Annotated in this window: 20 protein-coding genes; 14 read left to right on the forward strand and 6 right to left on the reverse strand. The window is 41.7% G+C overall.

What is annotated here, in order from left to right; all coding sequences use genetic code 11:
• The first annotated feature begins 88 nt into the window (after positions 1-88).
• The 3 genes from ACIZ62_RS07395 to ACIZ62_RS07405 all read left to right on the forward strand — a co-directional run bounded on the left by ACIZ62_RS07395 (position 89) and on the right by ACIZ62_RS07405 (position 1689).
• Positions 89-733, forward strand: coding sequence for a TetR/AcrR family transcriptional regulator (locus tag ACIZ62_RS07395; RefSeq protein WP_414151617.1), 645 nt, complete (start codon positions 89-91; stop codon positions 731-733).
• Complete coding sequence (locus tag ACIZ62_RS07400; protein ID WP_111887309.1) at positions 726-1124, forward strand: FMN-binding protein; 399 nt, start codon at positions 726-728, stop codon at positions 1122-1124. The genes ACIZ62_RS07395 and ACIZ62_RS07400 overlap by 8 nt, the downstream gene beginning before the upstream one ends.
• A 154-nt stretch (positions 1125-1278) precedes the next feature.
• Positions 1279-1689 (forward strand): DUF3592 domain-containing protein, encoded by a 411-nt coding sequence (locus ACIZ62_RS07405; protein ID WP_111887308.1) that lies wholly within the window; start codon positions 1279-1281, stop codon positions 1687-1689.
• A 94-nt stretch (positions 1690-1783) separates the two neighbouring features.
• On the opposite strand, the gene ACIZ62_RS07410 is transcribed toward ACIZ62_RS07405, so the two are convergent.
• From ACIZ62_RS07410 to ablA, 3 genes are all read right to left on the reverse strand, one after another.
• Positions 1784-2773 carry a 2-hydroxyacid dehydrogenase gene (locus ACIZ62_RS07410; RefSeq protein WP_111887307.1) on the reverse strand — a complete coding sequence of 330 codons (990 nt, stop codon included), beginning with the start codon at positions 2771-2773 and terminating at the stop codon, positions 1784-1786.
• Positions 2774-2874: 101 nt separating this feature from the next.
• A complete protein-coding gene (gene ablB / locus ACIZ62_RS07415) occupies positions 2875-3720 on the reverse strand; it encodes a putative beta-lysine N-acetyltransferase (protein WP_111887306.1) in 846 nt (281 codons plus the stop codon).
• The gene (ablA, locus tag ACIZ62_RS07420) at positions 3720-5048 is read right to left on the reverse strand and encodes a lysine 2,3-aminomutase (protein WP_111887305.1); all 1329 of its coding nucleotides are present in this window, start codon (positions 5046-5048) and stop codon (positions 3720-3722) included. The genes ablB and ablA overlap by 1 nt, the downstream gene beginning before the upstream one ends.
• Positions 5049-5738: 690 nt before the next feature.
• On the opposite strand from ablA, the gene ACIZ62_RS07425 reads away from it, so the two are divergent.
• Entirely contained in the window at positions 5739-6374 is a 636-nt protein-coding gene (locus ACIZ62_RS07425; RefSeq protein ID WP_111887304.1) for a DUF2179 domain-containing protein, read from the forward strand.
• 138 nt (positions 6375-6512) lie between these two features.
• On the opposite strand, the gene ACIZ62_RS07430 is transcribed toward ACIZ62_RS07425, so the two are convergent.
• Positions 6513-6836, reverse strand: coding sequence for a hypothetical protein (locus ACIZ62_RS07430; protein WP_111887303.1), 324 nt, complete (start codon positions 6834-6836; stop codon positions 6513-6515).
• Positions 6837-7357: 521 nt separating this feature from the next.
• Here ACIZ62_RS07430 and ACIZ62_RS07435 point away from each other — a divergent pair.
• Complete coding sequence (locus tag ACIZ62_RS07435; protein ID WP_414151618.1) at positions 7358-10435, forward strand: methyl-accepting chemotaxis protein; 3078 nt, start codon at positions 7358-7360, stop codon at positions 10433-10435.
• Between the two features lie 127 nt (positions 10436-10562).
• Here the strand turns inward: ACIZ62_RS07435 and ACIZ62_RS07440 are convergent, their stop codons facing one another.
• A complete protein-coding gene (locus tag ACIZ62_RS07440) occupies positions 10563-11501 on the reverse strand; it encodes a CHAP domain-containing protein (RefSeq protein WP_414151619.1) in 939 nt (312 codons plus the stop codon).
• Between the two features lie 666 nt (positions 11502-12167).
• Here ACIZ62_RS07440 and rsmA point away from each other — a divergent pair.
• Genes rsmA through ACIZ62_RS07455 form a run of 3 tightly spaced genes read left to right on the forward strand, consistent with a single transcriptional unit; the run spans position 12168 to position 14906 of the window.
• Positions 12168-13040, forward strand: coding sequence for a 16S rRNA (adenine(1518)-N(6)/adenine(1519)-N(6))-dimethyltransferase RsmA (gene rsmA / locus ACIZ62_RS07445; RefSeq protein WP_111887300.1), 873 nt, complete (start codon positions 12168-12170; stop codon positions 13038-13040).
• 40 nt (positions 13041-13080) lie between these two features.
• The gene (locus ACIZ62_RS07450) at positions 13081-14109 is read left to right on the forward strand and encodes an ABC transporter ATP-binding protein (RefSeq protein ID WP_111887299.1); all 1029 of its coding nucleotides are present in this window, start codon (positions 13081-13083) and stop codon (positions 14107-14109) included.
• Positions 14106-14906, forward strand: coding sequence for a hypothetical protein (locus tag ACIZ62_RS07455; RefSeq protein ID WP_414151620.1), 801 nt, complete (start codon positions 14106-14108; stop codon positions 14904-14906). Before ACIZ62_RS07450 ends, ACIZ62_RS07455 begins: the two co-directional genes overlap by 4 nt.
• A gap of 114 nt (positions 14907-15020) precedes the next feature.
• Here ACIZ62_RS07455 and ACIZ62_RS07460 read toward each other — a convergent pair whose 3' ends face one another.
• On the reverse strand, positions 15021-15914 hold the full coding sequence (locus ACIZ62_RS07460) for a fumarylacetoacetate hydrolase family protein (protein WP_111887297.1): 894 nt from the start codon (positions 15912-15914) through the stop codon (positions 15021-15023).
• A gap of 322 nt (positions 15915-16236) precedes the next feature.
• Between ACIZ62_RS07460 and pyrB the strand changes: the two genes are divergently transcribed.
• Genes pyrB through ACIZ62_RS07490 form a run of 6 tightly spaced genes read left to right on the forward strand, consistent with a single transcriptional unit; the run spans position 16237 to position 21206 of the window.
• The gene (gene pyrB, locus ACIZ62_RS07465; RefSeq protein ID WP_111887296.1) at positions 16237-17163 is read left to right on the forward strand and encodes an aspartate carbamoyltransferase; all 927 of its coding nucleotides are present in this window, start codon (positions 16237-16239) and stop codon (positions 17161-17163) included.
• Positions 17160-17594, forward strand: a complete 435-nt coding sequence (locus ACIZ62_RS07470; RefSeq protein WP_111887295.1) for an aspartate carbamoyltransferase regulatory subunit — start codon at positions 17160-17162, stop codon at positions 17592-17594. Before pyrB ends, ACIZ62_RS07470 begins: the two co-directional genes overlap by 4 nt.
• 14 nt (positions 17595-17608) lie before the next feature.
• Entirely contained in the window at positions 17609-18784 is a 1176-nt protein-coding gene (locus ACIZ62_RS07475) for a dihydroorotase (protein ID WP_111887294.1), read from the forward strand.
• The gene (gene pyrF / locus ACIZ62_RS07480) at positions 18756-19616 is read left to right on the forward strand and encodes an orotidine-5'-phosphate decarboxylase (RefSeq protein WP_414151621.1); all 861 of its coding nucleotides are present in this window, start codon (positions 18756-18758) and stop codon (positions 19614-19616) included. Before ACIZ62_RS07475 ends, pyrF begins: the two co-directional genes overlap by 29 nt.
• On the forward strand, positions 19607-20308 hold the full coding sequence (locus tag ACIZ62_RS07485; RefSeq protein ID WP_111887292.1) for a dihydroorotate dehydrogenase electron transfer subunit: 702 nt from the start codon (positions 19607-19609) through the stop codon (positions 20306-20308). The genes pyrF and ACIZ62_RS07485 overlap by 10 nt, the downstream gene beginning before the upstream one ends.
• On the forward strand, positions 20301-21206 hold the full coding sequence (locus ACIZ62_RS07490) for a dihydroorotate dehydrogenase (RefSeq protein WP_414151622.1): 906 nt from the start codon (positions 20301-20303) through the stop codon (positions 21204-21206). The genes ACIZ62_RS07485 and ACIZ62_RS07490 overlap by 8 nt, the downstream gene beginning before the upstream one ends.
• Positions 21207-21210 lie beyond the last annotated feature (4 nt).

Consider the following 21210-nt stretch of genomic DNA (forward strand, 5'->3'; position numbering starts at 1 on the left):
GATATTGTTTTTTGTAAACAACTTGATTAATGATAGACGAGCAGGTATAATTAAACCCAGAGTATAAATAACGAAATAAGGGTTTGATATGGGAAGACGAAAAAAAGAACTAGCTGATTTTCACAGAGACAGCATTATAACAATTGCGGAAACACTCTTTAAAAAAAATGGCGTTGACAATACGACAATGAATGACATCGCAAGGGAAGCCGAATATAGTAAGGCAACCTTATACGTGTATTTTAAAAACAAAGAAGAAATTGTCAATTGCATTATATTTAAAAGCATGAAAATGCTTTATGATCGCATTCAAACTGCAACCCAACCGGGGAATGACCTATTTGCAAGATATTATGTAATTTGCAATGAACTTACCGCCTATTGTGATGACTATCCTTTGTATTTTCAAACCGTACTTCAAGAATTTAATGTGGATGTTAATAATGAAGATACGCCAATGGTTTTTCGAGAAATATTTGAATTGGGCGAGCAAATCAATGAACTGATCGGTACATTTTTTGTGGATGGGATTAAGCAGGGTGTTTTTCGTTCAGATATTAAAATCCCGGAGACCGTGTTTATGTTCTGGGCTAGTCTATCGGGGATCATTCTGATGGCCTGGAAAAAACAGCAATACATTGAACAGGCGATGAATACAACAAAAAAAGATTTCTTGAAATACAGCTTTGATACCTTGCTGAATTCGATTCTGAAGGAGAAACAAAATGTTTAAAATAAAAACGATTGTTTTACCACTAATCATTTCGATTCTGATTATCGGAATCTTTTCTGGTGCCTGTTATCTTAGTGATGTAAACAACTATAAAAAAGCGGTTGCCAGCATTACAATTGCCAACATTGATCTATCGCGAATTCCAGATGGTGTTTATGATGGCTCATATGATGTCGGTTATATATCGGCAAAAGCTGAAGTTATTGTTGCTAATGGAGTAATTAAGACCATCAACCTGATTGAGCATCAGAACGAACGAGGTTCTTCCGCTGAGGTGATTACTGACACCATTGTTAAGGAACAAACGATAGATGTGGATGCTGTTACTGGAGCGACTAATTCAAGTAAAGTGATTAAAAAAGCGATTGAGAATGCTCTCCTTCAAAAATAACAAGATGTCTCCTGCAACTAAAGCGCTTTTACTTTTTATTATAAAAAGATCCTTTTTGGGTGATTTTATTATATAATGAATAGAAATGATCGACAACATAGTTATGGTGTTGATGGGTTGCCTCAAATTTGGGAGCGAAAGGTCGTGAAGTTCGATGATAGCGTTGATACTGGATATATTGAGATATGCAGGAATTGTACTTATCATTTTTTCAATTGTCAGATTGATACAATTAAAAAAGATAGAACTTAATGGAGTTGACGTTGAAGCGGTAGTGGTGCACATTAAAGAAAACAAGGTGCGGAATGGACGACAAGTTTACGATGAATACACTCCGATTCTGGAATACACGATTGCCCAAAAGGTCTATCATAAAGCCGCATTGGCTTCCCAAGGTGATAAACGCTACGATATGGGCGATATTGTTCAAATCCGCTGTAAACCGGATGACCCTGAAGAGTTATTAATTCTTGGAGATCGGCGGTATTATTTTAATCCAGTCTTAATTGGTGTCGCTGGGATAATGTTAGAAATCCTGTTTTTTTTATTGATGCAATATTTTTAAAAAGACATCATTACCTTGATCCGTTGAGGTTTGAATAATTAAAAAAAGAACCAACCACCATTACGTTGATGGCGGTTGGTTCCTTTTTTAAGGATTATAATCCGTTAACAATATTTATAGGGCATTCACCTTTTGATACCGCCAGAATGTTTGTCCAGACCGTTTTATGCATTTTTTCAAAAGCCGGTTTGGTGGTACCGCCAATGTGGGGGCTGAAAAGCAGTTTATAACGACAGCTTTCTGGTAGATTAAGGAGTGGATTATCGGTCATAACCGGTTCCGGGTACAGCGTGTCCAGACCAGCCCCGGCAATCAGTCCGGCTGATAATGCGGCGACCAGATCTTCCTGGACAACCAGCTCTCCGCGGGCAGTATTAATAAGTAGGGATGACGGTTTCATCAGTGACAGCAGTTCAGAATTGATTAGGCCGGTTGTTTCCAGGGTGACCGGTAAATGGAGGCTGATGATATCACACTGCTTGCAAAGGTCTTCCAGAGGCAGATAGCTAAGCCCCAATTTGTGCTCAGCCGCACTTTTTCTAGAACGGTTAAAATAACTGAGCCTCGAACCAAATGACTTCAAACGCTTAGCGGTTTCAAAGGCAATAGAACCCATGCCAACCAGCCCCACATGACAGGAGCCAAGCTCTGGAATACCATCTAGAATAAATGAACCTTTGGCCTGAATCTGCCGACCATCGCGAACCATCTGATCACCTTCCAGGAGTCGTCGCTGGAGGCCTAGCATCAGCAGGATGGTTTGCTCTGCTACCGCACTGGAGTTGGCGGCGGTATTGTTACAAACGTAAATTTTTTTTTCTTTAGCAGCAGCGCTATCAATTTTATTATAACCCACACCTTCGGAATGGATAAGTTTGAGATTGGGCATGCTATCAATCAGGTTTTTGCTGACTTCCCGAATGGCATCCGCAAAAATAAAATCAGCATCACCAGCAGCTTGTAGCACTGCCTGATCAGTATTTAGATCCTCGCCAAAAATTAATTCCCAGTCTTTTGGGATACCGGATAAATCTGAAAATTTGTCCACGCGTTTCGTCGAAGTTAGAATCAGAACCTTTGTCACAGGGATACCTCCATTATGTTAATTACTAGTATTATATAATGACGACGAATTAAGCACAACTAAATTTGCATACAGTTTGCAAAGACATCGGTGCTGCTTAATTATTTAGCTGCGCCGATGTCTTTATACCAGATATTCATGGATTCGATTGATCCTGAAATCTGGGTATTATTATTAAGGGTGCCACCATATTGATAATTTGCTCGGGCAAAGGTTCTATTCATTCCATAAGACGATGCTCTGGCAATGGTATAGAGCAGTCGAAATCCTGCGTTAATCATATATTTTTCCATTTCATTAAGGAGATGGAGGGCCAGCTTATGACCCCGATACGCTGGTAATACTGCAAAATCGGTCATCTCAGAATTTAAATTGTCCAAATCAGTTTCGCTGGAAGAGACGGCGACTAGATGATTATTGTGAAATACACCAAAGTAGGTAACGTGATCAGACATGGTTTCGAGAAGATAGTCTGCATCAAAAATAGGAAAGGGATAGCTTTTAAAAACTGTGCCATAAATTTGTGCGAGTGCGGGTATATCTGATGGCCCTAATTCTCTAATTTTGAATTCTTCTGGCAGGGCTTGGGTTGCAGCTTCGGCACGCTTTTTTATTGCATCGTCAAGAATTTGCTTGATTTCCATGTCATTAGTTAGGTTTTCTCTTTTAGGACAAAGGTACTTGCTCAATAATTTACATGTTTCCTGACCCCGGTAAAAGCCGGGTATCGCGGCTTCTTCTTTGTAACCATCGGCTTTAAAAACGGGATCTTGGGATTCTGGAATCTTGGCAACTATTTTTGAGTAATTTTTATCATGTGCCAGTTGGTTCATGTGTGTGATAAGCGAGTCAGCCTCGGCAGCATCACATTTCATTAAGTAAATCCGATTGCTGTTTTTTCCGTGCTGAATCAGACTATGACCATAGGGTTCAATGATGTCAGTCATTATATTGCCTCATCACTTTGATTTCTTTGGTCGCGTTCAAGGTTTTCAGGAACCAGTGTGATGGTTTCTTCATAATCGCAAAGCAATTTGGAAATGCCGATCGGTTTGCGATCACTTTCCTCGTTATTTAGTTTTAATTGGAGCTTGCAATTCGTACAGTTTAAATCACAGGCTGTGTGTTCATAGGTGTCTGGCATCTGATATGTGGTGATGACGCCTTCATAATTTCTTAAGATAACCTTGTTAGTCGACCAGGAAATGAGGTAGTTAGGCATCACCGGGATTTTACCACCGCCACCAGGGGCATCAATAACATAAGTTGGAATGGCGAAGCCACTGGTATGACCTCTTAAACTCTCCATTATTTCAATGCCTTTACCAACATTGGTTCTAAAATGTTCAAGCCCTTCAGATAAATCACATTGATATAAATAGTACGGGCGCACGCGGTTTGCTACTAATTTATGAACCAGTTTTTTCATGATTTGCGGGCAGTCATTGACGTCTTTTAATAACACTGATTGGTTGCCTAAAGGAATTCCCGCACCAGTTAGTTTTTTTAGCGCATTAATTGAGGTTTTGGTAATTTCCCGGGGATGATTGTAGTGAGTGTTGATCCAGAGATTATCATATTTACTGAGGACTTTTATGAGCTTGTCTGTGATCCGATAGGGAAGAACGACCGGTGTTCGTGTGCCAATACGAATTACTTCAACATGGGGAATTGCAGCAACAAGTCCGAGAATATGGTCTAGCTTTTCGTCGGACAAAAGAAATGGATCTCCACCGGAAAGAAGAACGTCCCGTACGGTGGGTGTATTCTTAATATAGTCGATACCCGCGGCAATCATTTCATCAGAAGGAACGGAGTCCACATCGCCAACTTTTCTTTTTCGGGTACAATGACGGCAATACATCGCGCACACATTACTGACGTGAAAAAGGACCCGGTCCGGATATCGATGGGTAATTCCACAGATAGGACTATCCTTGTCCTCATGGAGCGGATCTTCCATATCAATGGATGAGATGATCAATTCGTCAATACTTGGAAAACTCTGTTTGAAAACCGGATCCGTTTCAAAATCATCTTCGTCGATTAATGATAAGTAGTAAGGTGTAATCGCCATTGGAAATTTATCAATGGTTTCATTAATCTCTTTTTTCTTTTCATCAGAAAATTTAATTCCCATAATTTTTTCAAATGTTTCAACTTTTCGAATCGTATTTTTTAGTTGCCAGCGCCAGTCGGTCCATTTATCCATTAAGTAATCGGAAGATTGGCTGGTATTTAGATGTTCCTGTGTTAATTTAATTGCTTCTTGCATGTTTTGTTCCTTTCAGATTATGTATTATTAACTATATTTGGGTGAATGGGGGGGTGTGAAATAGAGGCGCATCTTTTTATCGCTATGAATAAAATATAAAAAAATGCACTCTAACTCTGCGTTTACAGAGTTAGAGTGCATAGGTTTCGCTAAAAATAACTCACCTTACACCATTCATAATACCCAATAAATATCAGGCAGAATAGTATAGTATATGACCATGTTGATCCTATACAAGCCCCAGTTCTATCCAGGATGTTTTTCAATGTAAATTTCATTGGATTAATAATCGGCTTACTTATTTCCACATTTACTTAGACACGTAAATAAGCTCACAAATAGAATTACTCAATACATATACTTCACATAATGTTTGTTTGATAATATGTATCATAATAGCAAAGAAAATCAAGTTTGTCAAACAAAATTGACTTTCTTAAGCTTAACAGGTGGAGGGTTTTATCATTTTATTGTTAGTATTTGGTGCGGTTACGACAAAATTTAGTGCCTTAAACATCTGGAATTTTTATATTTTTCTTGAACCCTTCATATTATGATTCACATCTGTTACAATGAAAAGTAATAGCGATGTTAGCAAGAAAAATTCTGGGAGTTTTGTTTGATAAATCGGAGCAATCGAATCTAGACGGAATCAAATGATCCATTCTCGTTCTAAAAAAAGGAGTGGCGATGACGCGATTATTTTTAATTATTTTTATTCAGTTACTTTATGTTCCCATGTTGACACTACGCACCATTTGTATGGTTAAAAATTTGAAGGTGTTAACTGGCATTTTTGGATTCATGGAAGCACTGATTTATATTTTTGGCTTGGCGATTGTATTATCAGGAGATCAAAGTATTTTGGAGATGGTTGTTTACGCCATCGGTTTTGCAGTGGGCTTAACCTTGGGCATATACATTGAACAAAAATTAGCGATCGGATTCACCAGTATTCAAGTTAATATCGAACAGGAAAACGCCACCTTGATTGAAGTGTTGAGAAAAGAAGGATTTGGTGTTACCGCCTACTATGGTCAAGGAAAATATGGAAAACGCACCAATTTAGATATTCTTACCAAGCGTAAGTGCGAGAAAAGGTTATTGCGGATTATTGATGAATACGAACCGAGAGCATTTATTATGTCTTTTGAACCTAAAATGTTTCGCGGCGGCTATCTAACTGAAATGATGAATATGCGGTTGAAAATGAAGATGCATAAAAAAAGTCGTGAGCAGGAAGAATTAAAAAGTGTGATCGAGAAAACAGTAGAAGAGATAAAAACCGAAACGGAGACGCTTAAAAATGATTGGTTTGAGGATTAGAAAAATACAGTTACAGAAATAAAAAAATAAATGTTTTAGAAAGATTAAGAAAATATAACCGTTTTATCAAAAAAGATAAACACCAATAAAAACAACGATGCGGTCACATCGTTGTTTTTTATTGGGATCGTTTTTAATTTAGATAGATTTGAATTTTATGGCTTTCATCTGGGTATCAAAGTAGAAATCGGCGGCACAAGAAATCATATCTGACCAGTCAAGAAACTTGCTGTTTTGTCGTACCCATGAATCCATTGCGGTAACTGGGATCGACTCAAAATCCTCCTGAGTGACAGCGGAAAATCCAGCGGATTGTAAAAAATCTTCAAGGCAGGAAAAAACAGTGTTTTTTTTTAGAAATGCAGGGGTTAAGTAGTTTTTAATCAAATTAAGATCGTCTTGAATACGGATCACCGAATCGTCTGCTGTAGGTAAATCTAAATGGCTAGATGGCCCTTTCATTAGCTACCTCCTTAAAATTTGGTATGATTAATGATATACTCATTTTATAGTGTTTAATGGGGTGTGACAAGAAAAATATAATTTTTTTGATAGCGTATACCATATTTATGTTTATGCAACAAACCATTAACCGATAATGTCTTATTGAAGATGAAATATTACCCTTTAAAAGGTAGTGGTTTAGTCGATAGTTTAATAGGGATAAATTCATGTAAATATTATGAGTCAGTATTATAAAACTAGTTTTGTAATGGACTTAGCATTACAGTGTGACCAGCAAAACGTGCCTTTTAAAACTGATGAGTGAAATGGTTTGCTTTTTTAAGTTGGTGGCACTCACCGATGCGAGGTGTACTGTTTATTTATGTAGCCTTATTTTAGAAGTTATGATTTTAATGCTTTTATTAAGCGAGCAATGAGCAATAGCGATAAACGAAAATTTCCGGAAGAAAACAGCTAGTTTAAACGATCCGTTAGGAAAGGATTATCACGGTATTTTGTAAATTTTAAGGAGAACCAATATGGAGAAAACTCGAACTACACAAAAAAAACAAATGAATCTACTAACCCGGATACTTATTTACATCGGTATTCCGATTGTAATTATTTATGGTGTTTCATCATTCATCACCTTATACAATGTGAATACATCGATTACCGATCTAACTGAGAAACAGCTAGAAGCAGAATCTGACGCGGCCGCCAGTGAAATAGCAGGAGTGTTTAACAAATATCTCGAAATCACAAGACAAATGGCTGTTAACAGCCAATTTGAAGATGTGACAGATGAGATTACGCCAGGCATGGATGCAATGACAGCTCAGGGATTTGCAAAATCAGAAAAGTCGCTTTTCGGTATCAAGTCATCTGATCCAAATATTCTTGATGCCTGGGTAGGTGAACGCGATACGAATCAGCTACTTTTGTCAAAGGGCGTTCATTCTAGTCCCGATTGGATCATGGTTGAACGGCCGTGGTATATTCAAATGATGGACGTTGGTGGGACAACGATGACGTCGCCCTACGTGGATGCATTGACCGGAAAAATGGTGGTAACGGCAGTTTCACCAATTTATCGAACGGGTACAAAGGATGTCATTAGTGCCGCCGGGTTGGATTTCACTCTGGATAGTGTTTCAGCAATGATGAGTGAATATAAACTGGGTGAGACGGGATTTTTTATTCTGGCCAGCGCTGACGGACAGATGATCTATCATACCAACCAGGAGTATATCAATACCCATATCAATGATTCGGATATGTCGGATAACATTAAAGAAGCTGTTTTGAATCAAAACACTGGGGCCATCGAATATACCAGTGGTGGCTCACACAATCACGGCTATGTTGCGATGGTTGGCAATACTGGTTGGACGATAATTACTGGCCTGCCTGATAAAGAGTTTAACAGTGCCTATAATTTAATTCAGTTCATTACTTTTATCATTATGCTGATCGTTATTGCCGGGATGGTGTTACTCACCGTCTTTACATCCAGAAAAATCGCAAAACCAATCAATATGTTGGCGGGGATCGCCAAAAAGTTGGCGGTCGGCAATGTGGACGTGAATATCGATGGCATCGCAGCCATCAGCAGTGAAACGACAGAACTGACAGCGGCATTTAGTGAGATGGCGAAGAATACCAGGGAGCAGGCAATGGCTGCACAACGGATCGCAACAGGAGATTTGACAATGGACGTTATCCCAAGATCCGATCAAGACGTATTGGGAATCAGCATGGCTGATATGATCAAGTCGTTGCGGGAACTGATTCAGGAAACTGAAATGTTGACCGAAGCCGCAGTAGCAGGCAAGTTATCTGTTCGTGGGAATACTGAAACGTTAAACGGAGGTTACCGGGATATCATCGAAGGTGTTAACGCAACATTGGACGCTGTAATTGGACCACTGAACATGGCATCGGGTTATATCGATAGAATCGGAAAAGGAGAAATCCCCGAAAAGATAAACTCAGAAGCCAAGGGTGATTTTGCCGATTTGATAAACAGCATTAATTCTTGTATTGATGGCTTAGGGGCTTTGATAGAAGGCAGGGAAGTTTTGGCTTTGATGAGCAAGAATGATCTAACCCAACGAATCGATGCGAATTACTCCGGAATTTATGGGGAAATTGCCCAATCCATCAATACGATTCAAGATTCTTTAATGATCGTGGTCAAAGCGGTGGATGATATCTCAAATGGAGATATGAAAATGCTGGATGGATTAAAGGCAACGGGACCACTTAGCGAAAATGATCGCTTAATACCGGGTTTTATCAAGCTGATGGAAAACATCATCATGTTACTTCAAGAATCGGACAGTATGGCTAAAGCCGCCGTGGCCGGGGATCTCGATAATCGGGCTCATGCATCCCGATTCCCGGGAGATTATGCCAAAGTAATCAACGGTTTTAATAACACTCTGGATGCCCTAACCGAACCGATGCAGGAAGCCTCCCAGGTGCTAAATGAGTTGGCTCAGGGTAATCTGAGTACGGCGATGACTGGCGATTACTTGGGACAAAACGGTCAGATCAAAGAGGACATGAATAAAACCATTACATTCCTGAAACAATATGTCCAGGAAATTTCAGAAAAACTGGAAAAGGTCAGCAATGGTGATTTTAACCAGGAAATTACCGCCAACTATCTGGGTGATTTTGTTAATATTAAATATGCCATTAATGATATTACCGCCCATCTTAGTGAAATCTTGACCGAGATTGGGAACTCGGCCAATCAGGTGGAAGCAGGCTCCCGCCAAATATCCGATGGTGGCCAGGCGCTGGCCCAGGGAACAACCGAGCAAGCCAGTGCAATCCAGCAATTGTCGGCTTCCATTGAGGAAGTGGCGGAAGAAACTAAGAAAAACGCCCAAAATGCCAATGCCGCTAATGAACGAACCCTTGAGGTTCGGACGACGGCCGAAGCAGGCAACAAACAGATGGGGGATATGGTTAACGCCATGGAAGAAATCAATGAATCCTCCAATAGTATTTCCAAGATTATTAAAGTCATTGATGACATTGCCTTCCAAACCAATATTCTGGCTCTGAATGCCGCGGTCGAAGCCGCCCGGGCTGGTCAACATGGGAAAGGTTTTGCTGTGGTCGCCGAAGAGGTTCGATCATTAGCGGCGCGGAGTGCCGAAGCCGCCCGGGAAACAACCGGTCTGATTGAAGGCTCCATTGATAAGGTAGAAACGGGTACAAAAATTGCCAATGATACCGCCGACAGTTTAGAAGGGATCTTAAAATCAGTGGCCAAAGTAACCGATCTGGTCAGCAACATCGCTGTCGCATCGAATGATCAGGCCACCAGCATTGCCCAGATCACCCAGGGGATTGAACAGGTTTCCCAAGTGGTACAGACTAATTCGGCAACGGCCGAAGAGAGTGCTGCCGCCAGCGAAGAGCTTTCTGGTCAGGCTGAACTGCTAAAGAATATGGTTTCTGAATTCAAGTTAAAGAGTAAAACAAGTAATGAAGCAAGCACGAGAAAAGATGCTTCTGCAAATCCTCAAATAAGAGAAGAACAGGTCGCGCATCAACCAGCAGAACCACAAATTCAACTTGATGATATAGACAAATACTAAAAAGATCGGTGCTAATGACATTGATGCATCTTAAGCTTATTCTGAAAAATAGCTTATCCTAGAAAAAAGCCTTCCAGTGATGTTTGTAGACGTCATCTGAAAGGCTTTTTCTTTAAAAGTAAGTTACTTAGTTTGTGTGAACAACTTCACCCAGGCTGGTAAAGGTGTCGGCTTTTGTAATGGTTGTGGCGGTCATGGTGTAGTGACCGGCGTTGTCATAAGCATAAACATGGACATTGTAGTCACCAAGCTCGGTATTGTGATCACTGTATGGAATAAAACAACTGGCCACATTGTCAGAAACGCTTCCTTCATGCCAGATTAAATCATCCTGCCCACCGTTTTCGGTCCAGACGGGAAAGTAAACCTGGCTGATCCCGCTTAAGTCATCAGAAACCAGAGCGGTGACTTTGATTCCTTCGCTTTGATAGTCAGTAACCAGTACATCTGATAAAGACGGTGGTGTTATGTCCGATGTGGCATCAATGTAGTCGCCGATGTAGATATAACCTTGAAAACCGCCCACCGAGGTAGCATCCTCAGCACCAATGGTATAGGTGTAATTCTGGAAGTATACGCCACTATAGGTGGATTCGGATAGGGTAACCGTATAGCCGTTGATCGCTTCAACAATTGCCACGTGTCCATCTGAACTGCCACCCCAACAGATCACGGCGCCCAGTTTGGGGGTGGATCCGGAGGGGTAATAACCATTGCTTTGATTATCGGCCCACCATGAATTCGCATTACCCATATGTAAATTTGGGGCGGTTCCTAAAATTTCATACGCCCGGCCAAAAGCGTAGGCGGTACAATTCGGCATACCGTAGCCACCCTGGGCATAAGGATTGTTGGCAAAGAAATAAGGATTATCAGCACTCGGTGCTGTTGTTCGCGCTACGAACAAGCTGGGCAGGGGAGCGGTGTTTTTCGCCGTCTCAACTGCCTGGGTGATTTGGGTTAAATCCACTGCGGCTTCTTTTGCCATAACAGTGCCTGGCGCTATACCCAGGCATAAAACAAAGGCAAGACTTACGCATGCGCTTTTTATTAAGTTTTTCTTCATTTGACCTCCAATGTCAAAACATGATGGTGTCACTATTTTTGTTGTGACTTAAATGCATCATTGATTGTTGCAATTTATTTACAAATTGGCAATGCGTATAATACATTATACATGGATATTTTGCAAGGCCATCGTTAAATACGTTTAAGAAAACGCAGTTATAAGGTTTAATAAGAGAGTTAGATAGTATGATGAAACGGCTTTAGAATGGTAAATATTTACGACACTGAAGAAAGGGAGTTATAACGATATCGGAATCATTTGTAAAAATGATTAATTTAGCTTTAAGTTAAAATGAAATGACTTGTCAAAAAGTAAAGAGTGGAGCTTTACATGAGACATGGAGACGTTTACTTTTTTAACTAAATGACATCCGCTTTCAAATAAATCCGCTAAAAAATTTAATTATTCAGGAATGTTGCCTGTCAGTGGACCAATGAAGGGCTTTTGACAGATTTAAAATTGCAAATTAAACATTTGACAGGATAATGTTTGAAGATCTCGCAAAGTATTGGTTAAATGTTTAAAAGGTTGATTCTTTCCGTATTGAATTGGTGATAAGGTCTTCCCGCAGGATTAAATAAAGTGTATAATAGTTAAGTTATGAATGAAGCCACACAGGATCATTCATAGCGTGTAAATATTTGTTAAACAGAAAGGAAATGAATGGAAAAATTAACATCACCAAGAGTCATTGAAGCATTGTTAAAAAAATACGATCTCCACTTCAATAAACGTTTTGGACAGAATTTTTTAATTGATGAAAATATTGTTCAAAAAATTGTAAAAGCTGGAGATGTAAATGAAAGGGATCTGGTGTTGGAAATTGGTCCGGGGATTGGAACCATGACCCAGGCGCTTAGTGAACATGCGGGCAAGGTTATCACAGTTGAAATTGATAAAAAACTGATACCGGTACTCCGGGAGACATTAAAAGCGTGTGACAATGTCGAAATCGTTCAAGGCGATATTTTAAAAACCAACGTAAAAGAGATATTGGGAGAAGATCTTGCTACCATGCCTCTTAAGATCGTGGCAAATTTACCCTATTATATTACCACTCCCATTATTATGGGTTTTCTGGAATCGGACCTGCCTATAGAGAGCATGACCTTCTTGATTCAAAAAGAGGTGGGTGAGCGTTTGTGTGGGGTTCCCAGCACCAAAGCTTATGGATCTTTGAGCATTGTAGCACAGTTTTATGCCGATATTTCCATAGATTTTGATGTACCTTCCCAAGTGTTTATCCCTAAGCCCAAGGTTGATTCCATTGTTGTAACCCTGAAAAAACTGACGGTTCCCAGAATTGAACTGGAAAACAAGGAATTGTTTTTATCAATTGTCAAAGCCAGTTTTTTGAATCGGCGAAAAACTTTAATTAATGGGCTGACCATGAATACCCCATTTGAAAAAGACGTTTTGCTTGAAGTTCTGGAGGTCTGTAATATAGCACCGGGGATCCGGGGAGAAACCCTTACCGGATCAGATTTTGGCCGAATCGCTAATGAACTGAACAAACGGGTTGACAAATCGGTTTAACCTATAAAAAAGCAAGAATAATGTTTGTAAGGAGAAAAAAATGATTGAATTAAAGGATGTTACCCTTAAATATTCAAGCTCTAGAGGCATTTTCAACTTGAATTTTAAAGTTGAAAAAGGTGAGGCGTTTGGATATGTTGGGCCTGACGACGCCGGAAAAACAACCACCATACGGATGCTCATGGGGTTGATCCGGGCGGGACGGGGCAGTGCCACCATCGATGGACTAAACTGCTTTTTTCGAGCTTCAGCGATTCAAAAAAATTTGGGATATGTGCCCGAAGATGTGGTTCTTTTCGAAAACATGCGGGTGAAAGAGTACCTCAATTTTATCTCCCAGATGCGTGGGATGTTTGGACAAAAAGATAACAGACACAGAGATTCACTGATTGAACGATTCGAGGTCGAAACGCGCGGGAAAATTGAAAACATGTCAATGGGCATGAAAAAAAGACTGTCCATTGTCACAGGTCTGATGCATGATCCTCAAACGTTAATTTTGGATGAACCGACCATCAACTTAACCCCGCTGATGCAGTCGCGATTTTTAGACCTTGTGCTGGAAGAAAAACGCCGTGGGAAAACAGTGCTACTTTCGACCCATCGATTTGAAGAAGTGGAACGAACCTGTGACCGGGTGGGGGTTCTCAAGGAAGGTCATCTGGTCGAAGACCGCGATATTGTCAGTCTGCGAGCCGACGAAACCAAGGCCTATCTGGTTAAATTTGCAGCTCCGCCAAATCTTGAGCAGATTAAGAAATACGGTTTCGGCTATCAGCAGTTTTCGCAAAGTGACTACGAAATATTTTCTCCTGGTGATCGGATTGACGTCTTGATGAAGGTTTTGTCTCATGAAAAGGTATTAGTATTTAATTCTAAAAACCAGTCCCTGGAAGAAATTTTCCAGCAACATTACCAGAAGGAAGTCCATCATGAAGCAATCAAAAAAGAAGTGCGGAACAAAGAAGAAAAACCGGAACAGAAGCGTAAATTGATTAAGGAAAAAGTGGCGAAAGGCAAAGCTCGGCCTGATCAGGAAGAAAAAGTCAGAGAGGGGAAAAAAGTATGAGTATTCCATTGTTTCTAAAAAATATCAAGAACAACACCCTGCTACTGCTGGTTTTTATTGCTCTGATGTCCATTTATCTGGCTGTTATTATCTATATCTATGATCCCAATGGGATAGGGGCAATGGTGGATATGATGTCCATCTTACCGACGACTCTGGTTAATGCCATGGGCTTTGGTACTATTGACAGTGGTCTGACCGGATTTATTGCCAGTTTGTTCTATGGCTTTCTGATTTATCTATTTCCCATGGTTTATTGCATTATTCTGGCCAATCGGTTGGTGGCAAAATGGGTTTATGAGGGTTCCTTTACCAGTTTATTGTGTACCCCAAACAGTCGGATTAAAATCATTGTGACTCAGGGAATTTATCTGCTGTCATCCATTGCGGTTTTATTTGTAGTGCTTTTTCTAGTCGGCTATGGCATGAGTGAAAAGTTTTTTCCAGGAATGCTGGAAGTGCGAGTCTTTCTGAAACTGAATGTCGGGGCCTGTTTAATGACGATGACGATTGGCATGTTTTGTTTTTTCTTTTCCTGTTTGTTCAATAGCACCAAGCTATCATTGTTCTTTGGTGCTCTGATTCCGGTTGAATTCTTTATCCTAAATACACTTAGCAAATTGTCCGAGCGAACTGCCTTTTTAGGAAAATTCTCCCTGTACAATGCTTTTGATGGCCTTGCCATCGTCAATGGACAGGCGAATATCAGCCTGATTATCGGTGGATTCAGCATTTTTATTGTGGTATTATTTGTGGCTGCAATAAGTGTTTTTAGCCTGAAACGTTTGCCGGCTTAAATGATTAATAATCGTTTGACTGTTTTGGAAGCAAACAATATTTAATATTATGCGCCATAAAAAGCCAGCATCGCCTCGAGTCTGACCCGGGTGATGCTAGCTTAATATATTAATTTATTCGATGGTGTTTCGCAAGATGCCGATTCGTTCAATTTCTGCTTCAATCAGATCTCCATGTTTAAGAAATTGTGGCGGATTAAGGGCAAAGCCGACACCGGCAGGGGTTCCGGTAAGAATGATATCGCCCGGAAGCAGGGTCATACCCTGGGACAGGTCACTGATAATGGCGGGGATATCAAAAATCATCTGACCCGTATTGGAGTGCTGTCGTATCTCACCGTTGACCCGGCAGGTGATGTCAAGATCGAAGGGGATTTTTAAATCATTTTTATGTAGGATTCTGGGGCCCAGGGGACAAAAAGTATCCAGCGATTTGCCCTTATACCATTGGGAGTGCTTTTTTTGAAGGTCCCGGGCGGTGATGTCATTGGCGATGGTATAGCCGAAAATATAATCCTCAGCTTCTTCTTTTAAAATATCGCAGCCTTTTCTACCAATGACAATGGCCAGTTCCACCTCGTAGTCGATCTGTTTGGTCGCCTTAGCATGGGATAAAATCACGGTATCCGGACCAGTAACCGCGGTCGGCAGTTTTGAAAAATAGATCGGATTTTCCGGCACGTCGCCTAAGGAGGGGATGTTCTTAATTTCTTTAGCGTGATCAGCATAGTTTTTGCCAAGACAAAAAATATTTCTTGGTGGTTTGGGAATCGGCGCCAGCAGTTTTACCAGACCCAGATTAATCCCCAGATTCTGATGCTCAGTCATGACTTTCTCCATATCAGTCAGTAGTTCGTCGGTAGCCATGGGAATAAACTCGATTAAAAGCTCCGGAAATTTAAGACCCATTAGCTTACCAATGGTTGTAATTGGTAAGACCTTTGTTTCATCGGCGGTTAGAACGCCGCCTTCACTAAAAGCGTTATATTGATACGTTACGAAATACATTTAAAACGCCTCCTTTTTTCTTCTCATCATACCATTATCCGCTCCCAAATTCCAGTTAAATCCTTACGCTTGCGCCTATTGAACCAGAAGTCGAAATATTATCTTAAGTTAACGGTTTCTTTTAATCAAAGCCCATTGACAATTCTGCCTAATTAAATTATGATTACTGTAATTAAGTATGCAGGCTTTGTAAAGCGAGGCATAATGGTGCAAAAGAAACGATACATTTAATGGGGGAAAATGCCTGTTTGAAAGTATGCCGCTATTTTTATAAAGCGGCTTGTTTTTTGCCCATAATTGTGTTTATTATAGGAGGAACAATATGTTAAAAGGAAGACATTTAATCGAGCCTGGAGACTTTCAACTAAACGAAATTGAATCGATTATGCAGCTGGCTGATAATATTATTGCAGACCCTGAGGGTTATTCTTTGGTTTGCAAAGGTAAATTATTAGCCAGCCTTTTTTATGAGCCTTCCACCCGGACACGATTCAGTTTTGAAGCGGCGATGCTTCGTCTAGGCGGGGAAATCATCGGGTTTGATGATCCAAATAATTCGTCGGTGTCCAAGGGAGAAAGTCTGGGGGACACCATCAGGACGATCGAGTGCTATTCCGATATCGCTGTGATTCGGCATCCCCGGGAAGGAACGGCTCGGCTGGTCTCTAAATTTGCCAACGAAATGCCGATTATCAATGCTGGCGATGGTGGCCATGAACATCCTACCCAGACCTTAACCGATCTACTGACGATCAGGAAATTCAAAGGCGGCTGCGACAACCATGTGGTAGGGGTTTGTGGCGATTTGCTTTTTGGCCGTACCATTCATTCTCTGGTTAAAATGCTGAATCGTTATAAGGGTGTTCGGTTTGTTTTTATTTCTCCGACAGAATTGAAAATGCCGACTCATATCTTAAATCAGCTGGATTCAAAAACCTATAATGAAACGACCAGTTTGGATGAGGTTATCGGCGAACTGGATATTCTCTACATGTCCCGGGTTCAGCGGGAACGGTTTGTCAGCGAAGAAGAATACCTGCGGTTAAAAAACTATTATATTCTGGATAAGAAGAAAATGAAGGGCGCCAAACAGGATATGATAGTTATGCATCCGTTGCCCCGAGTTAATGAAATTGCTACCGAAGTTGACGAAGATCCCCGGGCTGTTTATTTTACTCAGGCTAAATACGGAATGTATGTGCGTATGGCACTCATTACCAAGCTTTTGGGAGTGGAGGATAGAAAATGATCAATGTATCGAAACTAAAAAAGGGCATCATCATCGACCATATCGAGGCAGGTCACGGATTTGAGATATACAAGGAGCTCCATCTCAATGACATTGATGATGTGGTGGTGCTGCTAAAAAACATTCCCAGCAAGAAAATGAAGCAAAAGGACTTAATTAAAATCGAAACCGACATGCAGATTGATATGACTGTTTTGGGTCTGATTGATCCGAATGTCACGATTAACTTTGTCAAGAATGGTGAATTGTACAAAAAAATAAGTTTGACCCTTCCAAAGGTTGTCAACGGCATTATGACCTGCAAAAATCCCCGTTGCATCACCCAATATGAGGATGTGCAGGATATTAAATTTTTTCTGGTGAACGAAGAGAAAAGACAATACCGCTGTGAGTACTGCGACGCCTACACCACTTTTATTGAAGAAGAATAACAAAAGGAGGAAACATGAAAACCTTAATCAAGAACGTTGAAATGGTTGATGCTAACGGAAGACGGTTTGGCAAGGTATTGATTGAAGACGGAAAAATAAAAAAAGTGTATAAAGAAAAAGGGACTGTTAAAACAGCATATGACAAGGAAATCGACGGCCGGGGCTATCAGCTGATGCCGGGATTTATTGATATGCACTGTCATTTGCGAGACCCTGGCTATGAATATAAAGAAACCATGGAAACCGGTATGCAGGCGGCACTAAAAGGTGGGTATACGACACTGGTGGCGATGGCTAATACAAAGCCCATTATTGATGAAGCAGAAGCTCTGAAAACCAATCTGGATAAAGCCGAGGCACTAAACCTATGTAACCTGATCCAGGTGGCGGCCCTGACAAAGGGCTTTAATGATGCCGATTTAGTTGATTTAGAAGTACTGCGGCAATTGACGCCAGTATTTTCCAACGACGGAGTTTCGATTCTGAATTCGGACATCATGGTGGCAGGGCTGAAGGCTTCAAGTGAACAGGATTTTATTTTATTAACCCATTGTCAGCCGGAAACTGAACTGGTAAGTCGGGATGTCAAGTTGCTCGAAGAAATTGGCGGACATCTTCATGTTTGTCATATCAGTAAGAAAGTTACTTTGGATCTGATTGTAGAAGCTAAGGAAAAAGGTCTGGATGTCACCTGCGAGGTCACCCCCCATCATATCTTTGCTTCGGCCATGGACTATAAGGTCAATCCGCCGTTTCGGACTTATCCTGATCGTCGTGCGTTAATTGAGGGGATAAAAGATGGCAGCATTGACATGTGTGGCACTGATCATGCCCCCCACTCGGAAGAGGATAAGCTAAAAGGGGCTCCGGGAATCAACAATTTCGAAATGGCTTTTGCGATGTATTTCACGGTCTTTGATCAGAACGGTATCGGTTTGGAGAAACTCAGTGAGATGCTCAGCGACGCCCCGGCCAAACGCTTAGGTCTTAAAACGGGGCTCATCAAAGAACGGTATCCAGCGGATCTGGTTCTGGTGGATTTAAACTGGGAAGGGAAATTAAACCCCAAAGAATTTGTCTCAAAAAGTAAAAATAATCCCTTTGGTGGTGAGACCCTAAAAGGAAAAGTAATGATGACCATGGTGAAGGGAGAAATTAAATATGATGATAATGGACAGGCTCTATCATGAAGCTGTAAAAAAAGGACCGATCTGTGTGGGTCTGGACTCAACCTTAAAATTCTTACCCAAATATCTACTTAGTAAAGACTGCTCCGATGGTGAGAAAATAACCGAATTCAATAAAAAAATAATCGATGCGACTGCAGATCTGGCAGCCTGCTACAAGGTACAGATTGCCTGTTACGAGTCACTGGGACTAGACGGTATGAAGGCCTATAGCGAAACGGTTAAATATGCCCGGAGCAAAGGTATTGTCGTTATTGGTGATGTGAAACGAGGCGATATTTCGTCCACCGGCGATCAGTATGCCAAAGGTCATTTCACTGGTGATTTTGAGGTAGACGTCATGACCGTTAACGCCTATATGGGCGTTGACGCGGTATCACCTTATTACAAGTATATTAAAGAAAACAACAAGGGACTTTTTATCCTCCAACGAACATCCAACCCGTCAGCGGTGGATCTTCAGAACCTGGCGGTGGGTGATGATACCATCTACGAAATCATGGGAGACAAAATCGAAGCCTGGGGAAGCGCCTTCCGCGGAGAAAATGGCTTTTCAGCCATTGGTTCAGTGGTAGGACTGACCCGTCCGGAAGAATTCGAAGCGATTCGGGCCCGTTGTCCCCATACCTTCTTTTTAGTGCCGGGCTACGGCGCCCAGGGCGGAACCGGTGAGGACATTGCCAAGATCCTAAAAGCATCCCGTTGTGCGGTCGTAAACTCATCGCGGGGATTGATTACCGCTCATCAAAAGGCTGGCTGTGAAGATGAGGGCTTTGCAGAACAGATTAGAAATGCAACCCTGGCAATGCAGGAGGATATTCTTAAATGGCTTTAATCCGAAGTAATACGCTTGTGTCACCGGGAATTTATAAAATGACGGTTGCCTTTACCGGAGCAGTAAAACCAGGGCAATTCTTTATGCTGCGAGCCTGGGACAAGGACCCGCTACTATCCCGACCGATCAGCGTTCACGATTACGAACCCGGTCTGCTTACCTTTTTGTATCAGGTGGTGGGAAAAGGAACCGAAATCTTAGCCCGGCTTCAGACCGATGACGATGTGACCATTCAGGGTCCTTATGGCAATGGTTTTCCCGAAATAACCGGCGACTTGTGTGTGGTTGGCGGCGGTATCGGGACAGCACCCCTATATTATCTGGTACGCCATTACCGTAATCAAAACCCCCTTGGTAAATGTCGGGTTTATCTGGGCTTTCGGGATATCGCTTACGGGGTTGACGCCTTTGAAGTGCTGGCAGATGAAATGATTCTTGATGTTGGGGGGATTATCACCCACAAACTTGCGGTTTTACCCGGCGAAACCGTAGTGACCTGCGGCCCGGAAATTATGATGGAAGCGGTAGCTAAAGCCGTGCCAAAAGAGAATCGCGTGTATGTTTCGCTAGAAGCCCATATGGCCTGCGGGATCGGTGCTTGTCTGGGGTGCAGCTGTGAAACCCGATCCGGCAATAAAAAGGTCTGTAAGGACGGCCCTGTGTTTGTCCGCGAGGAGGTCTTTTATGTCTAAATGTCTGGAAACAAAATTTAGTGACATCCGCTTTAAAAATCCGGTGATCCCAGCTTCCGGAACCTTCGGTTTTGGCCGGGAGTATGAAGCCTTTTATGATCTGGCTAAGCTTGGCGGCCTCTGCTCTAAAGGGTTGACCTTAGAACCCAAATCCGGTAACTCGGGCATGCGACTCTGGGAAACCCCGGCCGGACTGATGAATAGTATTGGTCTGGAAAACCCCGGAATTGACGCCTTTATTGAAAATGAATGGCCCCACCTTAAAGAAATCGATACTGTTACCATTGTCAATGTTGGCGGAAAAGATGAAGAATCTTATCTAACTGCTATTGAGAAACTCAATGCCATTGATGTCCAGCTGATTGAACTGAATATTTCATGCCCCAATGTGAAAGCTGGGGGTATGGCTTATGGCATTAAGGCTCAAACCGCTGGTGACATTACCAGAAAGGTGGTGGAACTTTCCCACCATCCGATTATGGTCAAATTATCGCCCAATGGCGAAGCGGTGGCTGACATTGCCCGGGCTTGTGAGGATGCCGGTGCCCAAGGGATTTCACTGATTAATACGCTACAGGGAATGGCCATTGATTACAAGAAAAAAGCCGTTGTTTTTGATAATCTTTATGCCGGCCTGTCCGGTCCGGCGGTGAAACCCATTGCCCTGCGGATGACCCATCAGGTCTGTCGGGCGGTGAAAGTTCCGGTGATGGCTATGGGTGGCATCAGCGATTGGAAAGACGCTCTGGAATTTATTATGGCCGGGGCAACCTGTGTTCAAATCGGCACCATCAATTTTAATAACCCGATGGCACCGATTGAGATCATTGAAGGGTTAGAAGCCTATTGTGTTAGCGAAGGCCTTGCCAATATCGACGCAGTCCGGGGAATCGTTTAATATA

This window comes from Acetobacterium carbinolicum (assembly GCF_047456275.1).
In the GTDB taxonomy this organism is placed as follows: domain Bacteria; phylum Bacillota; class Clostridia; order Eubacteriales; family Eubacteriaceae; genus Acetobacterium; species Acetobacterium carbinolicum.

Excerpts from the sequence above, each read along its gene's own strand:
- ACIZ62_RS07395 (WP_414151617.1), top strand. The coding sequence starts at position 89 with ATGGGAAGACGAAAAAAAGAACTAGCTGATTTTCACAGAGACAGCATT.
- ACIZ62_RS07400 (WP_111887309.1), top strand. The coding sequence starts at position 726 with ATGTTTAAAATAAAAACGATTGTTTTACCACTAATCATTTCGATTCTG.
- ACIZ62_RS07405 (WP_111887308.1), top strand. The coding sequence starts at position 1,279 with ATGATAGCGTTGATACTGGATATATTGAGATATGCAGGAATTGTACTT.
- ablB (WP_111887306.1), bottom strand. The coding sequence starts at position 3,720 with ATGACTGACATCATTGAACCCTATGGTCATAGTCTGATTCAGCACGGA.
- ablA (WP_111887305.1), bottom strand. The coding sequence starts at position 5,048 with ATGCAAGAAGCAATTAAATTAACACAGGAACATCTAAATACCAGCCAA.
- ACIZ62_RS07425 (WP_111887304.1), top strand. The coding sequence starts at position 5,739 with ATGACGCGATTATTTTTAATTATTTTTATTCAGTTACTTTATGTTCCC.
- ACIZ62_RS07430 (WP_111887303.1), bottom strand. The coding sequence starts at position 6,836 with ATGAAAGGGCCATCTAGCCATTTAGATTTACCTACAGCAGACGATTCG.
- ACIZ62_RS07435 (WP_414151618.1), top strand. The coding sequence starts at position 7,358 with ATGGAGAAAACTCGAACTACACAAAAAAAACAAATGAATCTACTAACC.
- ACIZ62_RS07440 (WP_414151619.1), bottom strand. The coding sequence starts at position 11,501 with ATGAAGAAAAACTTAATAAAAAGCGCATGCGTAAGTCTTGCCTTTGTT.
- rsmA (WP_111887300.1), top strand. The coding sequence starts at position 12,168 with ATGGAAAAATTAACATCACCAAGAGTCATTGAAGCATTGTTAAAAAAA.
- ACIZ62_RS07450 (WP_111887299.1), top strand. The coding sequence starts at position 13,081 with ATGATTGAATTAAAGGATGTTACCCTTAAATATTCAAGCTCTAGAGGC.
- ACIZ62_RS07455 (WP_414151620.1), top strand. The coding sequence starts at position 14,106 with ATGAGTATTCCATTGTTTCTAAAAAATATCAAGAACAACACCCTGCTA.
- ACIZ62_RS07460 (WP_111887297.1), bottom strand. The coding sequence starts at position 15,914 with ATGTATTTCGTAACGTATCAATATAACGCTTTTAGTGAAGGCGGCGTT.
- pyrB (WP_111887296.1), top strand. The coding sequence starts at position 16,237 with ATGTTAAAAGGAAGACATTTAATCGAGCCTGGAGACTTTCAACTAAAC.
- ACIZ62_RS07470 (WP_111887295.1), top strand. The coding sequence starts at position 17,160 with ATGATCAATGTATCGAAACTAAAAAAGGGCATCATCATCGACCATATC.
- ACIZ62_RS07475 (WP_111887294.1), top strand. The coding sequence starts at position 17,609 with ATGAAAACCTTAATCAAGAACGTTGAAATGGTTGATGCTAACGGAAGA.
- pyrF (WP_414151621.1), top strand. The coding sequence starts at position 18,756 with ATGATGATAATGGACAGGCTCTATCATGAAGCTGTAAAAAAAGGACCG.
- ACIZ62_RS07485 (WP_111887292.1), top strand. The coding sequence starts at position 19,607 with ATGGCTTTAATCCGAAGTAATACGCTTGTGTCACCGGGAATTTATAAA.
- ACIZ62_RS07490 (WP_414151622.1), top strand. The coding sequence starts at position 20,301 with ATGTCTAAATGTCTGGAAACAAAATTTAGTGACATCCGCTTTAAAAAT.